The sequence below is a fragment of the Rhizobium leguminosarum genome (genome assembly GCF_010668065.1).
GTDB lineage: Bacteria > Pseudomonadota > Alphaproteobacteria > Rhizobiales > Rhizobiaceae > Rhizobium > Rhizobium leguminosarum_S.
This window is the reverse complement of sequence record NZ_WUEN01000002.1, coordinates 497813-513056: the sequence shown is the minus strand read 5'-3', so window position 1 is coordinate 513056 and position 15244 is coordinate 497813. Positions and strand designations below refer to the sequence as shown.

Here is a 15244-nt window from a genome sequence, read left to right as displayed (position 1 = left end):
TCCGTGACTCTTTCCGGCGATACCGCTGCGGGCCGGCTGGCGATCATCGCCGGCGGCGGCCTTCTGCCTTCCTATGTCGCCGAAGCTGCGCGCGCGGCGGGCGAAAATCCCGTCATCGTCGCGCTGAAGGACGAAAGCGACCGGCGCTGGGAAGGGTATGACCATGCCGTCATCGGCGTCGGCGATTTTGCAGCTCTCGAGGGCCTCTTGAACCGCTACGGCATCGGCCGTGTCGTCATGTCCGGCAGCGTCCGGCGCCGGCCGGAATGGCGCGAGGTGCGCCCGACGCTGCGCACGCTGATGAAGATGCCGGCCGTGATCCGCACCTTGCTGTCCGGCGGCGACGATACGGTGCTGCAGATGGTGATCCGGCTGATCGAGGGAAACGGCCGCCGGGTCGTCGGCGCTCATGAGATCGCTCCCGACCTTCTTGCCTACGTCGGTCCGCTTGGCGCTGCAGCGCCTGGCGAGGAAGACCGGCGCGATATCAGGCGCGCAGCCGATGCCGCTGAGATGCTGGGCCGGCTCGATGTCGGTCAGGGCGCCGTCGCCATCGGCGGGCGTATCGTCGCGCTGGAGGGTCTTGAGGGCACGGACGAGATGCTGGAGCGTGTCGCGGGTCTTAGAGCCGCCGGACGCATCTCGCCGCGCCGCCGCGGCGCGCTGGTCAAGCTCTGCAAGCCGCAGCAGGATATTCGCGCCGACTTGCCGGCGATCGGCGTTTCCACGGTCCTGAACGCCAGGAAAGCCGGCCTTGCCGGCGTCGCCGTCGAGGCCGGCCGCTCGCTGGTGCTCGATCGCGCCGCCGTCATCAAAGCCGCCGATGAGGCCGGGCTTTTCGTCTGTGGCATCGATCGCGGCCTGCCGGCATGGGGGCTTGAATGAACGGGGCGCCGCTGAAGATCGCCGTCATTGCCGGCGAGGTGTCGGGGGATCTGCTTGGTGCCGATCTCATCGCCGCCTTGAAGCGAATTCATAGCGGACCGGTGGAGTTCGTCGGCGTCGGCGGCGAGGGGCTGCAGGCCGAAGGCTTGAGATCCCTGTTCGATTTCTCCGAGCTGTCGATCATGGGCATCACCCAGGTGCTGAGCCGACTGCCGAAGCTCTATACCCTGATCCGCCAGACGACGTCTGCCATCATCGCCGCAAGGCCTGATATTCTTCTCATCATCGACAGCCCGGATTTCACCCATCGCGTTGCCAAGCGTGTCCGCACCGCGCTGCCCGATCTGCCTGTCGTCAATTATGTCTGTCCGAGCGTCTGGGCCTGGAAGGAATATCGCGCCACGCGCATGCTCGCCTATGTCGATCATGTGCTCGCCGTCCTGCCCTTCGAGCCGGCAACAATGCGTGCGCTCGGCGGGCCTGAGACCACCTATGTCGGCCATCGCTTGACCGCCGATCCAGCGCTGCTCGAAGCGCGGCGGCAGCGCGCCATGCGCGCACCCGTCGAGGGAGCCAGCAAGGCGATCCTGATGCTTCCTGGATCAAGATCCTCCGAAATCGCCAAACTGCTTCCGTTCTTCGAGGATGCGGCCAAAGAACTTGTCGCCCGCAACGGCCCGATGCGATTCCTGCTGCCGACCGTGCCGCACAACGAAGCGCTGGTGAAGGGGCTCGTCGCCGGCTGGGCCACGCCGCCGGAGGTGGCGGTCGGGCCGGCGCAGAAATGGAAGGCCCTTGCCGAGGCGGATGCGGCGATGGCAGCTTCCGGCACGGTGATCCTCGAACTCGCCCTTGCCGGCGTGCCGACGGTGTCCGTTTACAAGACGGATTGGATTATCCGCCTGCTCGCCCGGCGCATCAAGGTATGGACGGGCGCATTGCCCAACATCATCGCCGATTATGCCGTCGTGCCGGAATATCTGAACGAGATCGTCCGCGGCGCCAGCCTGGCGCGCTGGATGGAGCGGCTGTCGGCCGACACGTTCCAATTGAAGGCGATGAACGAGGGTTATGATCTCGTCTGGCAACGCATGCAGACCGAAAAGCCGCCCGGCGAACACGCTGCCGAGATCCTTCTCGACGTGCTGAAAAAGAAAAAACCCGGTCGTTTCTGACCGGGTTTTCTTTTGGGTTCTTTCTGAAGCGATCAGCGCTTCGAAACCGGGATGTAATCGCGCTTCGGTTCGCCGACATAGAGCTGGCGCGGACGGCCGATGCGCTGTTCCGGATCCTCGATCATCTCGTTCCACTGCGCGATCCAGCCGACGGTACGGGCAAGCGCGAAGAGCACGGTGAACATGGTCGTGGGGAAGCCCAGCGCCTTCAGCGTGATGCCGGAATAGAAGTCGATGTTCGGATAGAGCTTCTTCTCGATGAAATATTCGTCGGTGAGCGCGATGCGCTCAAGCTCCATCGCCACTTCGAGCAACGGATCGTCCTTGATGCCGAGTTCGCCGAGCACTTCATGCGTCGTCTTCTGCATGATCTTGGCGCGCGGATCGTAGTTCTTGTAGACGCGGTGACCGAAGCCCATCAGGCGGAACGGATCGTTCTTGTCCTTGGCGCGGGCGACATATTCCGGAATGCGGTCGACCGTGCCGATTTCGTTCAGCATGTTGAGCGCTGCTTCGTTGGCGCCGCCATGCGCAGGCCCCCAGAGGCAGGCGATGCCGGCGGCAATGCAGGCGAACGGGTTGGCGCCCGACGAACCGGCGAGACGGACGGTCGAGGTCGAGGCGTTCTGCTCATGATCGGCATGCAGGATGAAGATGCGGTCCATCGCGCGGGCAAGCACCGGATTGACCACATATTCCTCGCAAGGCACGGCAAAGCACATGCGCAGGAAGTTTGAGGCATAGTCGAGGTCGTTCTTCGGATAAACGAAGGGCTGGCCGATATGGTACTTGTAGGCCATGGCGGCAAGCGTCGGCATCTTGGCGATCATGCGCAGGCTGGCGACCATGCGCTGGTGCGGATCGGTGATGTCGGTCGAGTCGTGATAGAAGGCCGACAGCGCGCCGACGCAGCCGCACATGACGGCCATCGGATGCGCATCGCGGCGGAAGCCGGTGAAGAAGCGGCTCATCTGCTCGTGCACCATGGTGTGGTGCGTGACGCGGTAATCGAAATCTTTCTTCTGCACGGTGGTCGGCAGTTCGCCGTAAAGCAGGAGGTAGCAGACTTCGAGAAAGTCGCCGTGCTCGGCGAGCTGCTCGATCGGATAGCCGCGATGCAGCAGGACACCTTCGTCGCCGTCGATGTAGGTGATTTTCGATTCACAGGATGCGGTCGAGGTAAAACCCGGATCGTAGGTGAAGGAAGCCGTGTTCTTGTAGAGGGCACCGATATCGATGACGCTCGGGCCGATCGTACCGCTTTTGACAGCAAGGTCGACAGACTTGTCACCGATTTTTATTGTAGCGCTTTGATCCGTCATGCTGATCCTCCGAAATGGCGGTGGCGCCATAAAAGCGCCATAGGGGTTAAGCGTCCTCACCGATAGCTATATGATCGCGAAGCTAATGCCAAGTTACCGTGATGGCATTTTGTGCATTGCGGTATCACCTTTTAGGCACTGCAGCGATGAGCCGCACGCATATCGGAAGCCGATGATTCGACTGGTCTTTTGGCGCTCGCGATTTTCCCTCATATTTCAATCGATTATTCTTGCCGGATTTGATTGGAGGTTGCATTCTGGCCGCCTTCGCAGCCGGGCTGGGGCGGTTCATGCAGGAGTTGACGACAGTCGAATTGCGGCCGGAAGCAGGCGAAGGCCTTGCCGACTCCTCCAGTTTTTCATCACCTGTCGTGGTGATGCGACCGACACGGACGCAGTCGGCGACAACATTGCGCCACCGGCTGCCGGCCGCAGCCTCGCAATTGCTGCGTGCCGGCATGCGCATGCTGGGCGAGGAGGCGGACCATGGCCGCCTGCTGCTGTTCTCGCCGGTCTTCCTCGGCGCCGGGTCAGCCGTCTGGTTTCTCGCGGCATCGGATTTTCCTCTCGTTGCATCACTGCTCTGCCTGTTGGCGCTGACCGTTGCGGTTCTCATCGCCAGCCGCAGCCGGGCGGCGGTGCGGGCAACGCTGCTGGCGCTCTCGCTGGTGGCCTGCGGCATGGTCACGGCGCAGTTCGAGAGCCGGCGGGCTTCGACTGTGATCCTCGATTCATCAGTGACGACGACGGTGACCGGCCGCGTTGAGCGGCGCGAAGGCGATGGTCGCGGGCGGTGGCGCTACATTCTTGCCGTCACCGGCACTGAGGCGCCACAGGTGAAGCGGCCGCCGGAACGCATCACCGCGATCGCCCGCGGCGCGGACGCGGCCTTCGAGATCGGCGATATCATCACCGGCAGGGCGCGGCTGACGCCGCCGGCGGGCCCAGCACTTCCCGAGCTCAACGACTTCTCCTTCAGTGCCTATTTCGATGGCATCGGCGCCAACGGCTTCTTCTACGGTGCACCGACGAAGGTCGATGCGCAGGCTGGTCCCCAGGCGGCCAGATCGACGGCGGAAACGCTGCTCGAAGGGCTCTACCGGCTGCGCAGCGGCATTGGTGACCGCATAAGGTCGATCCTGCCCGGCGACACCGGCGCTTTCGCCGCTGCTCTGGTGACGGACGAGCGGCGTGCCATCTCGAATGAAACGACGGAGGCGCTGCGCCAGTCCGGCCTGGCTCATATCATCGCCATCTCCGGTCTCAACATGGCGCTGTCGGCCGGCATCTTTTTCGTCGGCTTCCGGATGCTGCTCAGCCTCTTTCCCGGCATCGCTGAAGCCTACCCGACGAAGAAGATCGCTGCCGCCGGCGCGCTCATCGCCGTCACTGCCTACTTCCTGATCTCGGGCTTTGCGGTCTCTGCAGAACGCGCTTTCATCATGATGGCCATCATGTTGATTGCCGTCTTCTTCGACCGGCCGTCGATCAGCCTGCGCAATGTCGCTCTCTCCGCCCTCGTCATCATCGTCATTTCGCCGTCCGAGGTCTTGGGTCCGAGCTTCCAGATGTCCTTTGCCGCGACATTGGCGCTGGTCTCGGGCTATCAGTTGTGGAAGGACCGGCGCGTCCGCGAAAACGCCTTCCTGAAGCTGCCGATCATCAGGCCCTTCGTTACGGTTGCGGGCTTCTTCGGCGGCGTCTTCCTGACCTCGCTGATCGGCGGTTTTTCCACCGCACTGTTTTCGATCGAGCATTTTCATCGCCTGACCGCCTACGGCCTGCCGGCAAACCTCGCGACGATGCCGATCATCTCCTTCATCGTCATGCCGGCCGGCTTGCTGGCGATGCTGCTCATGCCTTTCGGTCTGGATGTTTGGGCCTGGAAGGTCGTCGGATTCGGCCTCGATCTGGTGATCGCGGTGGCAAAGGCGGTGTCCGGCTGGGATGGCAATATCGACGTCGGCCGCTTGCCCGCCTGGTATTTCGCGGTCGCCGTGGCGGGCTTTCTGCTGCTGACGCTGCTCCGCACCCGGTTGCGCCATGCCGGCACATCGATCATCGCGGTCGCAACGCTCATCCTGTTGCTTCTGCCGATTCCCCGGCCGCCGGATCTGGTGATTTCGGAGGATGGCAGTCTCGTCGCGGTGGTCGAGGCGGCGGCAATGGCTTCCAACCGTGAAAGACCGCCGGATTTCATCTTCGACCAGTGGCAGAGAGCTCTGGTCCTGCCGAGGCATGACCCGCCGAAGATGCTGGATGGTCCTGCTATCCCGCCTGAGGGAGAAGACCGCCGCGTCAGGCTTTCCCGCGATCAGCAGAACGAAGCAAGGACCGCGATGCGGGCGGCCGCAGCGGCCGGTGACGCAAACCGCTTTTCCTGCGTCAAGAAGGCCTGGTGCACATCAAGGCTCGGCAATGGTCAGGTGGTAACCGTCATCGACAATGCCGCCTATCTCGGCCCGGCATGTGACGCGGCCGATATCGTCGTGACATCGGTCCGCCTTCGCTTCAACAATTGCCGCTCAGGTGCGACGCTCTTCACCGGTGAGACGCTGCGCAGGACGGGTTCCATCGAGTTGCGCTTCACGGACACCGGCCTGGAGGTCGCAACCGCATTTGATGCATTGTCGCGGCCATGGATGCGCCATCGCGCCTATGACTGGCGCAGCAACAGTTTTACCGAATCGGGCCTGGCCAATGTCAGTGATAGCGGCGAATGAGACCGACGAGTTTGCCCTGAACCTTGACGCGGTCCGGCCCGAAAATCCGGGTCTCGTAAGCCGGGTTGGCGGCCTCCAGCGCGATCGAGGCGCCCTTGCGGCGGAAGCGCTTCAGCGTCGCTTCTTCGTCGTCGACGAGAGCAACGACGATGTCGCCAGGACTTGCGGTGCTGCCATTGCGGATGATCACGGTGTCGCCGTCGAAGATGCCGGCGTCGATCATCGAATCGCCCTTGACCTCGAGCGCATAATGTTCACCGGAGCCGAGCATGTCCGCCGGAACGACGATGTCGTGGGTATTGTTTTGGATCGCCGAGATCGGCACACCGGCAGCGATTCGGCCCATGACCGGCACGGAGACCGAGTTGCCGTTGTCGGCGACGGGTTTTGCGGGAGCAGGGGCGGCGACCGGCTGAGGTTTGCCGAGGCTGCCCTCGATGACGCTCGGCGAAAAGCCGCGCCGCGGCTGGATGCTGGGGCTGTAGGCCTCCGGAAGCTTGATGACCTCGAGCGCACGGGCGCGGTTCGGTAGGCGGCGAATGAAGCCACGTTCCTCGAGCGCCGTGATCAGCCGGTGAATCCCGGACTTCGAGGCGAGGTCCAGCGCATCCTTCATTTCGTCGAAAGACGGCGGAACGCCGGATTCTTTCATGCGCTCGTGAATGAAAAGGAGAAGCTCCTGTTGTTTGCGCGTGAGCATCGACGTTGTGACCTCGTGATTGAAACAAATCCAGAACAGACACTATATGTTCCATATGTGTTCCGCAAGTAGCTAAATTTCCGTAAAACTTGGCGCCAACTCGTTGAGATTTTTATTTTCATTCGCCGGATTGGGACACAAGTCTTGTATTGAGGGTGGCGCTGTCGCACATCTCTTGCCGTTTCCAGGAGGGACACATGAACGAGCATTCCGCCAAGGCGCACCCGCTGGATCATGTCGTGCTGCCGGTCGTCAATATCGATCTGGCGCGCGAGAGGCTTGGCAAGCTCGGCTTCACCGTTGCCGCCGATGCACGCCATCCCTTCGGAACGGAGAATGCCTGCGTCTTCTTTGCCGACAAGACCTATCTGGAGCCGCTCGGGATTGCGAGCGTCGAGGAGAGCGAGGCATCTGCGCAGCAAGGCAATGTCTTCACTGCCCGCAACCAGGCCTTCCGCTTCCGCTGCGGCGAGGAGGGGCTTTCAGGGCTGGCTTTCGGCAGCAAGGATGCCGGCATCGATCATCAGAATTTCGTCGGCAACGGATCGAGCGCCGGCGAGATGCTGGAGTTCACCCGGCCGATGACGATGCCGGACGGTTCCGAGACGATTGCCGGCTTCAAGCTGGCTTTCGCCGGCGACCTGCGCGCTCCGGATCTCCTGCTTTTCACCGTCGAGCGCGTCAATCCGCTACCGGCCAACCGCGCCGCGCTGGAGACGCATGCCAATGGCGTGACCGGCATAGTCGAGATAGCGCTTTGCGCGCCTGATGCTGCCGCCTTCGCCGCCTTCGTCAGCCTTGCCGCGCAATCGGCAGTCGAGAAAACCGGTTTCGGCGCCAATATCGCGGCGTCGAATGCGAAAATCAGCCTGATGACGCCGGAAGGGCTGGAGGCCTATTTCGACATCGCCGGCTCATCCGCAGATCGCGGCCTGCGCGGCCGGGCAATCCTCTTCGCTGTCGCCGATCTTGCCGTGACAGAAGCGCATTTGGCTGCTAACGGGGTGACATACACGCGCAAGAACAATCGCATTCTGGTGAAGCCCGCGCCCGGGCAGGGCACGCTCTTCGCCTTCGAGGAAACACGATGAGCACTGATACGAATTCCGAAGTCAGGGTCGGCGAAGGCCAAGGCCAGGTCACCTTTTCCAATACCGGCCGCCTGTCGCTAATTGCCGGTCCCTGCCAGATGGAGAGCCGCGACCACGCCTTCATGGTTGCCGGCACGCTGAAGGAGCTTTGCGGAAAGCTCGGCATCGGCCTCGTCTACAAGAGCTCCTTCGACAAGGCGAACCGCACCTCGCTGTCGGCCGAACGCGGTATCGGGATCGAGAAGGGCATGGAGGTCTTTGCCGACCTCAAGAAGGAATTCGGTTTTCCCGTCCTGACCGACGTTCATACCGCCGAGCAATGCGAGGAGGTGGCAAAGGTCGTCGACGTCCTGCAGATCCCTGCCTTCCTCTGCCGCCAGACCGACCTTCTCATCGCCGCCGCCAAGACCGGCCGCGTCGTCAATGTCAAGAAGGGCCAGTTCCTCGCTCCCTGGGATATGAAGAACGTCCTGAAGAAGCTCAACGCCAGCGGCAATCCGAACGTGCTGCTGTGCGAGCGCGGCGCCTCCTTCGGCTACAATACGCTGGTTTCCGACATGCGCTCGCTGCCGATCATGGCGGCGATGGGCGCCCCCGTTGTCTTCGATGCGACCCATTCCGTGGCGCAGCCGGGCGGGCAGGGCGAATCCTCCGGCGGTCAGCGGGAATTCGTGGAAACCCTGGCGCGCGCAGCGGTGGCTGCCGGTATCGCCGGTGTCTTCGTCGAAACCCATCAGGACCCCGACAATGCCCCTTCGGACGGCCCGAACATGGTCTATCTCAAGGACATGCCGCGGCTTCTCGAAAAGCTGCTCGCCTTCGATGCGGTCGCCAAGGCTTGACGTTCAACAGTCTGACATGATCGTGCTATAGGCCACATCCGAACGCTGGTCCGAAGGCTATTGCAGCATTGTAATTTGCACGCCTTCGACTAAGACAGGTTTCGAACCATTTATCACCCACCGAGCAGGAAGAACCCATGACTGCAATCACCGATATCATCGCCCGCGAGATTCTCGATAGCCGTGGCAACCCCACCGTCGAAGTCGATGTCTATCTCGAAGATGGCAGCATGGGCCGCGCGGCCGTTCCCTCGGGCGCCTCGACGGGCGCGCATGAGGCGGTCGAACTGCGTGACGGCGGCAAGCGCTATCTCGGCAAGGGCGTCGAAAAGGCGGTCGAAGCCGCCAACACCGAGATTTTCGACGCGATCGGCGGCATCGACGCCGAAAATCAGATCCAGATCGACAACATCATGATCGAGCTGGACGCCACGCCGAACAAGTCGCGCCTCGGCGCCAACGCCATCCTCGGTGTGTCGCTCGCCGTCGCCAAGGCTGCCGCCCAGGCGTCCGGCCTGCCGCTCTACCGTTATGTCGGCGGCGCTTCCGCCAGCCTGCTGCCGGTGCCGATGATGAACATCATCAACGGCGGCGCCCATGCCGACAACCCAATCGATTTCCAGGAGTTCATGATCCTGCCGGTCGGCGCCGATTCGATCGCCGAAGCCGTGCGCATGGGTTCGGAAGTCTTTCACACGCTGCGCAAGGAACTTGCCGCGCAGGGCCACAACACCAATGTCGGCGACGAAGGCGGTTTCGCACCTGGCCTGAAGAGCGCGCCTGAGGCCCTCGACTTCATCATGAAGTCGATCGAGAAAGCCGGCTACAAGCCGGGCGACGACATGTGCCTCGGCCTCGACTGCGCCTCGACCGAATTCTTCAAGGACGGCAAATACGTTCTTGAAGGTGAAGGCCGCACGCTGGAATCGGGCGCCATGGCAGAATATCTGGCCGAGCTCGCCGCCAACTATCCGATCATCTCGATCGAGGACGGCATGGCCGAAGATGACTGGGACGGCTGGAAGACGCTGACCGACCTGGCCGGCAAGAAGACCCAGCTCGTCGGCGACGATCTCTTCGTCACCAACTCCGCCCGTCTTCGCGACGGCATCCGCATGGGCGTCGCCAACTCGATCCTGGTGAAGGTCAACCAGATCGGCACGCTGACGGAAACACTCGATGCCGTCAACACGGCGCACAAGGCGGCCTATACCGCCGTCATGTCTCACCGCTCCGGCGAGACCGAAGATTCGACCATCGCCGATCTCGCTGTCGCCACCAACTGCGGCCAGATCAAGACCGGCTCGCTGTCGCGTTCCGACCGTCTTGCCAAATACAACCAGCTGATCCGCATCGAAGAAGGCCTCGGCCCCCAGGCCCAGTATGCCGGCCGCTCGATCATTCGCGGCTGATCGGATCTGATTTTCAACGGCTCGACCCGCGCCTTCCCGGCGCGGGTTTTTTGTTGCCCGTTTTTTAGAGTCAACGAACGGTTAATCTCTGCGCGCTAGATTGAATGAATTGGTAATGCGTTCAAGAGCATGCGTGTATGTGGACAAAGCATCATAAGAAGAGAAAGATCGGTCGCTTCGTCATTCCGGCCATGACGGTCGCCTTCCTCTCCTATTTCGGTTATCATTGCATCCATGGCGATTACGGCCTGCGCGCGACGGAGACGTTCGAGCGTCAGCGTGTGGCCCGTGAAAAAGAGCTTGCGGTCTTGAAGACGAAGCGCGAACATCTGGAAAACCAGGTCGCGCTTTTGAGTGATGGCTCGCTCGACAAGGATATGTTGGACGAAAAAGCGCGTTATCAGCTCAACATGTCGCGCGCCGACGAGATCGTCGTATTCAACCATTATTCCAATTAACCGGAAACAGGTTAATTGGAATTTTCATTGCTTTTCCAATAATTTAGCACCGAATACGAGCCATGCAATTATGGCATTGCTGTGGTCATATTTCTTCCCTATGGTACGCGCCACCAAGAAACGACAAACCCATAGGGAGGGTTGAATGGCGCCGCGAAAGACCGCGACCGTTTCCAGCCGCAAAACTGCAGCAAAACCGGCAGCCAAAGCATCGAATGGAGGCCCGGTAGCCGACTTCGATCGCAATGAAGAGCTGAAGGCCTATCGCGAGATGCTGCTGATCCGCCGCTTCGAGGAGAAGGCCGGTCAGCTTTACGGCATGGGCTTCATCGGCGGCTTTTGTCACCTCTACATTGGTCAGGAAGCTGTCGTCGTCGGCATGCAGATGGCGCAGAAGGATGGCGACCAGGTCATCACCGCCTATCGCGACCACGGCCATATGCTGGCAACCGGCATGGAAGCCCGCGGCGTCATGGCGGAACTGACCGGGCGTCGCAGCGGCTATTCCCATGGCAAGGGCGGCTCGATGCACATGTTCTCGAAAGAGAAGCATTTTTACGGCGGTCACGGCATCGTCGGCGCCCAGGTCTCGCTCGGAACGGGCCTTGCCTTTGCAAACCGCTACCGCGGCAATGACAGCGTCTCCATCGCCTATTTCGGCGACGGCGCTGCCAACCAGGGCCAGGTCTACGAGAGCTTCAACATGGCTGCTCTCTGGAAGCTGCCGATCGTCTATATCGTCGAGAACAACCGTTACGCCATGGGCACCTCGACCGCCCGCGCCACCGCGCAGTCGAACTATTCGCTGCGCGGATCCGGCTTCGGAATCCCCGGCATTCAGGTCGATGGCATGGACGTCCGCGCCGTCAAGGCGGCGGCCGACGAGGCGCTCGAGCATTGCCGTTCCGGCAAGGGCCCGATCATTCTCGAAATGCTGACCTATCGTTATCGCGGTCACTCCATGTCCGACCCGGCGAAGTATCGCTCCAAGGACGAAGTGCAGAAGATGCGCTCCGAGCATGACCCGATCGAACAGGTGAAGGCACGCCTCGTCGAAAAGGGCTGGGCTTCCGAAGACGATCTGAAGGCGATCGACAAGGATGTCCGCGACATCGTCGCCGACAGCGCCGACTTCGCCCAGGCCGATCCGGAGCCGGATGTATCCGAGCTCTATACCGACATTCTGCTCTAATCGGGGAGGGAACCCATGCCTATCGATATCCTCATGCCCGCCCTCTCTCCGACCATGGAAGAAGGCACACTGTCCAAATGGCTGAAGCAGGAAGGTGACAAGGTCACCTCAGGCGACGTGATCGCCGAAATCGAAACCGACAAGGCGACGATGGAAGTCGAAGCCGTTGACGAAGGCGTCATCGGCAAGCTTCTGGTTCCTGCCGGAACCGAAGGCGTCAAGGTGAACGCCAAGATCGCCGTTCTCCTGCAGGACGGTGAATCCGCATCCGACATGTCTGCGTCCGCTCCGGCAGCAGCGTCGGCTGCTGCACCGCAGGCCGCGCAGGAGGAAAAGCCGGCTGCCGCAACTCCGGCATCCGCGCCCGTTCCGGCCGAGCCGAAAGCCCAGGTGCAGAACGATCCGGAAATCCCGGCCGGCACCGAAATGGTGTCGACGACCGTGCGCGAAGCGCTTCGTGACGCCATGGCCGAGGAAATGCGCGCCGACGAAAACGTCTTCGTCATGGGCGAGGAAGTCGCCGAATATCAGGGCGCCTACAAGGTCACGCAGGGCCTGCTGCAGGAATTCGGCCCCCGCCGCGTCGTCGATACGCCGATCACCGAGCATGGCTTTGCCGGCGTCGGCGTCGGTGCAGCCATGGCCGGCCTTCGCCCGATCGTCGAGTTCATGACCTTCAACTTCGCCATGCAGGCGATCGACCAGATCATCAACTCCGCCGCCAAGACGCTCTATATGTCCGGCGGCCAGATGGGCGCTCCAATCGTCTTCCGCGGCCCGAATGGTGCTGCGGCTCGCGTCGGCGCCCAGCACAGCCAGGATTATGCAGCCTGGTACAGCGCCATCCCCGGCCTGAAAGTCGTCATGCCCTACACGGCATCCGATGCCAAGGGCCTGCTGAAGGCTGCGATCCGCGATCCGAACCCGGTCATCTTCCTCGAAAACGAAATTCTCTACGGCCAGCACTTCGATGTGCCGAAGCTCGACAATTTCGTCCTGCCGATCGGCAAGGCGCGCATCCATCGTCCGGGCAAGGACGTCACCGTGGTCTCCTTCGGCATCGGCATGACCTATGCGATCAAGGCTGTCGCCGAACTCGAAAAGCTCGGCATCGATGTCGAGCTGATCGACCTTCGCACCATCCGCCCGATGGACCTGCCGGCCGTGATCGAATCGGTGAAGAAGACCGGCCGTCTGGTCACCGTCGAGGAAGGTTATCCGCAATCGTCAGTCGGCACCGAAATCGCCACCCGCGTCATGCAGCAGGCCTTCGACTATCTCGATGCGCCGATCCTGACGATCGCAGGCAAGGACGTTCCGATGCCTTACGCCGCCAATCTCGAAAAGCTCGCCCTTCCGAACGTCGGCGAAGTGGTCGATGCGGTGAAGGCTGTTTGCTACAAATAAGGGGAGGGTGTTTCGATGCCGATCAATATCACGATGCCCGCCCTCTCTCCGACCATGGAGGAAGGCAATCTTTCCAAATGGCTGGTCAAGGAAGGCGACAAGGTCAAGTCTGGCGATGTGATCGCCGAGATCGAGACCGACAAGGCGACGATGGAAGTCGAAGCCGTCGATGAAGGCACGGTCGCCAAGCTCGTCGTTGCCGCCGGCACCGAAGGCGTCAAGGTCAATGCGCTGATCGCGGTTCTCGCCGCCGATGGCGAGGACGTCGCTGCTGCCGCAAGCGCTGCGGGTTCCGCCGCCCCAGCGCCGAAGGCAGATGGTGCAGCCGCGCCGAAGGCCGAAGCTGCACCGGCTCCGGCGCAGTCCACTCCGGCTGCAGCACCAGCACCCGCCGCTGCACCCGCATCGGTTTCGGCTGATGGCAACCGCACCTTCTCTTCGCCGCTTGCCCGCAGGCTGGCCAAGGAAGCCGGTATCGACCTTTCTGCAATCGCAGGCTCCGGCCCGCACGGCCGCGTCGTCAAGAGCGACATCGAGGCCGCCGTTGCCGGTGGCGGCGCCAAGGCCGCAGCCCCTGCCGCTGCTGCCTCCGCTCCGCAAGCCTCCGCGGCTCCGGCTCCGGCCGCCGCGCCGAAGGGCGCGTCCGAAGAAGCTGTGCTCAAGCTCTTCGAGCCTGGCTCCTACGAGCTCGTGCCGCATGACGGCATGCGCAAGACGATCGCCAGGCGCCTGGTCGAATCCAAGCAGACGATCCCGCATTTCTATGTCAGCGTCGATTGCGAGCTCGATGCGCTGCTGGCGCTGCGCGCCCAGCTGAACGATGCGGCTCCGCGCAAGGACAACGCTCCGGCCTACAAGCTCTCGGTCAACGACATGGTCATCAAGGCCATGGCGCTGTCGCTGCGCGACGTTCCGGATGCCAACGTCTCCTGGACCGACAGCAACATGGTCAAGCACAAGCACGCCGATGTCGGCGTCGCCGTCTCGATCCCCGGCGGCCTGATCACCCCGATCATCCGCAAGGCCGAGGAAAAGACCCTGTCGACGATCTCCAACGAGATGCGCGATCTCGGCAAGCGGGCCAAGGACCGCAAGCTGAAGCCCGAGGAATATCAGGGCGGCACCAGCTCGGTCTCGAACATGGGCATGATGGGCGTGAAGAACTTCGCAGCCGTCGTCAACCCGCCGCATGCGACGATCCTCGCGGTCGGCGCCGGTGAACAGCGGGTTGTCGTCAAGAAGGGCGAAATGGCGATTGCCACCGTGATGTCAGTCACGCTCTCGACCGACCATCGCTGCGTCGATGGCGCGCTCGGCGCCGAACTGCTCCAGGCCTTCAAGGGCTACATCGAGAACCCGATGGGCATGCTTGTCTGATAGCGGCACGAGGCGGAAATGACCAAGACCGTTCTTTGCTATGGTGACTCGCTGACCTGGGGTTATGACGCCGAGACGATCGGCCGTCATGATTACAAGAATCGCTGGCCGAGCGTGCTTCAGGCAGCGCTCGGCGGTGACGCGCGTATCATCGCCGAAGGCTTGAACGGTCGCACCACCGCTTTCGACGACCATCTCGCCGATTGCGACCGCAACGGTGCGCGCATCCTGCCGACGATCCTGCAGACGCATGCGCCGCTCGACCTGGTCATCCTTCTGCTCGGCACCAATGACATGAAGCCGGTCGTGGCAGGCTCGGCCTTTGCCGCATGCCAGGGCATCAGCCGGCTCGTGCGGCTGATCCGCAATCATGCCTGGCCCTTCGAATTCGATGGGCCGGAGATTCTGATCGTGGCGCCGCCGGCGATCCGCGCGACGGGCAATGTGCCCTTCGCCGCATCGTTTCCCGGCGGCATCGAGGAATCGGCAAAACTTGCAACGCTTTATCGTGATCTTGCCGACGAACTCGGTTGTGGCTTCTTCGACGGCAATTCGGTCGCCAAGACCACACCGATCGACGGCATTCACCTCGATGCGGAGAATACGCGTGGGCTCGGACGCGGGCTGGAATCGATCGTGCGGATGATGCTGGGGATCTGA

13 protein-coding genes are annotated in these 15244 nt (G+C 62.2%); 11 read left to right on the top strand and 2 right to left on the bottom strand.

Features of this window, described 5'->3' with window-relative positions:
- The first annotated feature begins 3 nt into the window (after window positions 1-3).
- Together GR198_RS06965 and lpxB are read left to right on the top strand one after the other, a co-directional pair.
- A complete protein-coding gene (locus GR198_RS06965) occupies window positions 4-885 on the top strand; it encodes an LpxI family protein (RefSeq protein WP_003559080.1) in 882 nt (293 codons plus the stop codon).
- The gene (gene lpxB, locus GR198_RS06960) at window positions 882-2060 is read left to right on the top strand and encodes a lipid-A-disaccharide synthase (RefSeq protein WP_164068048.1); all 1179 of its coding nucleotides are present in this window, start codon (window positions 882-884) and stop codon (window positions 2058-2060) included. The genes GR198_RS06965 and lpxB overlap by 4 nt, the downstream gene beginning before the upstream one ends.
- Window positions 2061-2092: 32 nt before the next feature.
- Here lpxB and gltA read toward each other — a convergent pair whose 3' ends face one another.
- Entirely contained in the window at window positions 2093-3382 is a 1290-nt protein-coding gene (gltA, locus tag GR198_RS06955; protein ID WP_003539304.1) for a citrate synthase, read from the bottom strand.
- Between the two features lie 290 nt (window positions 3383-3672).
- Between gltA and GR198_RS06950 the strand changes: the two genes are divergently transcribed.
- A complete protein-coding gene (locus tag GR198_RS06950; RefSeq protein WP_164068046.1) occupies window positions 3673-6105 on the top strand; it encodes a ComEC/Rec2 family competence protein in 2433 nt (810 codons plus the stop codon).
- On the opposite strand, the gene lexA is transcribed toward GR198_RS06950, so the two are convergent.
- Window positions 6086-6805 carry a transcriptional repressor LexA gene (gene lexA / locus GR198_RS06945; RefSeq protein ID WP_029873161.1) on the bottom strand — a complete coding sequence of 240 codons (720 nt, stop codon included), beginning with the start codon at window positions 6803-6805 and terminating at the stop codon, window positions 6086-6088. The genes GR198_RS06950 and lexA overlap by 20 nt on opposite strands.
- A 197-nt stretch (window positions 6806-7002) precedes the next feature.
- On the opposite strand from lexA, the gene GR198_RS06940 reads away from it, so the two are divergent.
- From GR198_RS06940 to GR198_RS06905, 8 genes are all read left to right on the top strand, one after another.
- Window positions 7003-7896: a VOC family protein gene (locus GR198_RS06940; protein WP_164068044.1), complete on the top strand. Its 894-nt coding sequence runs from the start codon at window positions 7003-7005 to the stop codon at window positions 7894-7896.
- Window positions 7893-8738 (top strand): 3-deoxy-8-phosphooctulonate synthase, encoded by an 846-nt coding sequence (gene kdsA, locus GR198_RS06935; RefSeq protein WP_164068042.1) that lies wholly within the window; start codon window positions 7893-7895, stop codon window positions 8736-8738. Before GR198_RS06940 ends, kdsA begins: the two co-directional genes overlap by 4 nt.
- Before the next feature lie 137 nt (window positions 8739-8875).
- Window positions 8876-10150 carry a phosphopyruvate hydratase gene (gene eno / locus GR198_RS06930; protein WP_164068040.1) on the top strand — a complete coding sequence of 425 codons (1275 nt, stop codon included), beginning with the start codon at window positions 8876-8878 and terminating at the stop codon, window positions 10148-10150.
- Between the two features lie 137 nt (window positions 10151-10287).
- Complete coding sequence (locus tag GR198_RS06925) at window positions 10288-10608, top strand: FtsB family cell division protein (RefSeq protein WP_003539314.1); 321 nt, start codon at window positions 10288-10290, stop codon at window positions 10606-10608.
- A 145-nt stretch (window positions 10609-10753) separates the two neighbouring features.
- On the top strand, window positions 10754-11800 hold the full coding sequence (gene pdhA, locus GR198_RS06920; RefSeq protein WP_003539317.1) for a pyruvate dehydrogenase (acetyl-transferring) E1 component subunit alpha: 1047 nt from the start codon (window positions 10754-10756) through the stop codon (window positions 11798-11800).
- Between the two features lie 15 nt (window positions 11801-11815).
- Window positions 11816-13207: a pyruvate dehydrogenase complex E1 component subunit beta gene (locus GR198_RS06915; protein ID WP_164068038.1), complete on the top strand. Its 1392-nt coding sequence runs from the start codon at window positions 11816-11818 to the stop codon at window positions 13205-13207.
- 15 nt (window positions 13208-13222) lie between these two features.
- Window positions 13223-14584 (top strand): pyruvate dehydrogenase complex dihydrolipoamide acetyltransferase, encoded by a 1362-nt coding sequence (locus GR198_RS06910; RefSeq protein WP_025394427.1) that lies wholly within the window; start codon window positions 13223-13225, stop codon window positions 14582-14584.
- 18 nt (window positions 14585-14602) lie between these two features.
- Complete coding sequence (locus tag GR198_RS06905) at window positions 14603-15244, top strand: SGNH/GDSL hydrolase family protein (protein ID WP_164023754.1); 642 nt, start codon at window positions 14603-14605, stop codon at window positions 15242-15244.

Bases quoted from the DNA above. Each gene is read 5' to 3' on its own strand.
- GR198_RS06905 (WP_164023754.1), top strand. From the start codon at position 14,603: ATGACCAAGACCGTTCTTTGCTATGGTGACTCGCTGACCTGGGGTTAT.
- eno (WP_164068040.1), top strand. From the start codon at position 8,876: ATGACTGCAATCACCGATATCATCGCCCGCGAGATTCTCGATAGCCGT.
- lpxB (WP_164068048.1), top strand. From the start codon at position 882: ATGAACGGGGCGCCGCTGAAGATCGCCGTCATTGCCGGCGAGGTGTCG.
- lexA (WP_029873161.1), bottom strand. From the start codon at position 6,805: ATGCTCACGCGCAAACAACAGGAGCTTCTCCTTTTCATTCACGAGCGC.
- GR198_RS06940 (WP_164068044.1), top strand. From the start codon at position 7,003: ATGAACGAGCATTCCGCCAAGGCGCACCCGCTGGATCATGTCGTGCTG.
- GR198_RS06925 (WP_003539314.1), top strand. From the start codon at position 10,288: ATGTGGACAAAGCATCATAAGAAGAGAAAGATCGGTCGCTTCGTCATT.
- GR198_RS06915 (WP_164068038.1), top strand. From the start codon at position 11,816: ATGCCTATCGATATCCTCATGCCCGCCCTCTCTCCGACCATGGAAGAA.
- pdhA (WP_003539317.1), top strand. From the start codon at position 10,754: ATGGCGCCGCGAAAGACCGCGACCGTTTCCAGCCGCAAAACTGCAGCA.
- GR198_RS06910 (WP_025394427.1), top strand. From the start codon at position 13,223: ATGCCGATCAATATCACGATGCCCGCCCTCTCTCCGACCATGGAGGAA.
- kdsA (WP_164068042.1), top strand. From the start codon at position 7,893: ATGAGCACTGATACGAATTCCGAAGTCAGGGTCGGCGAAGGCCAAGGC.
- GR198_RS06950 (WP_164068046.1), top strand. From the start codon at position 3,673: ATGCAGGAGTTGACGACAGTCGAATTGCGGCCGGAAGCAGGCGAAGGC.
- gltA (WP_003539304.1), bottom strand. From the start codon at position 3,382: ATGACGGATCAAAGCGCTACAATAAAAATCGGTGACAAGTCTGTCGAC.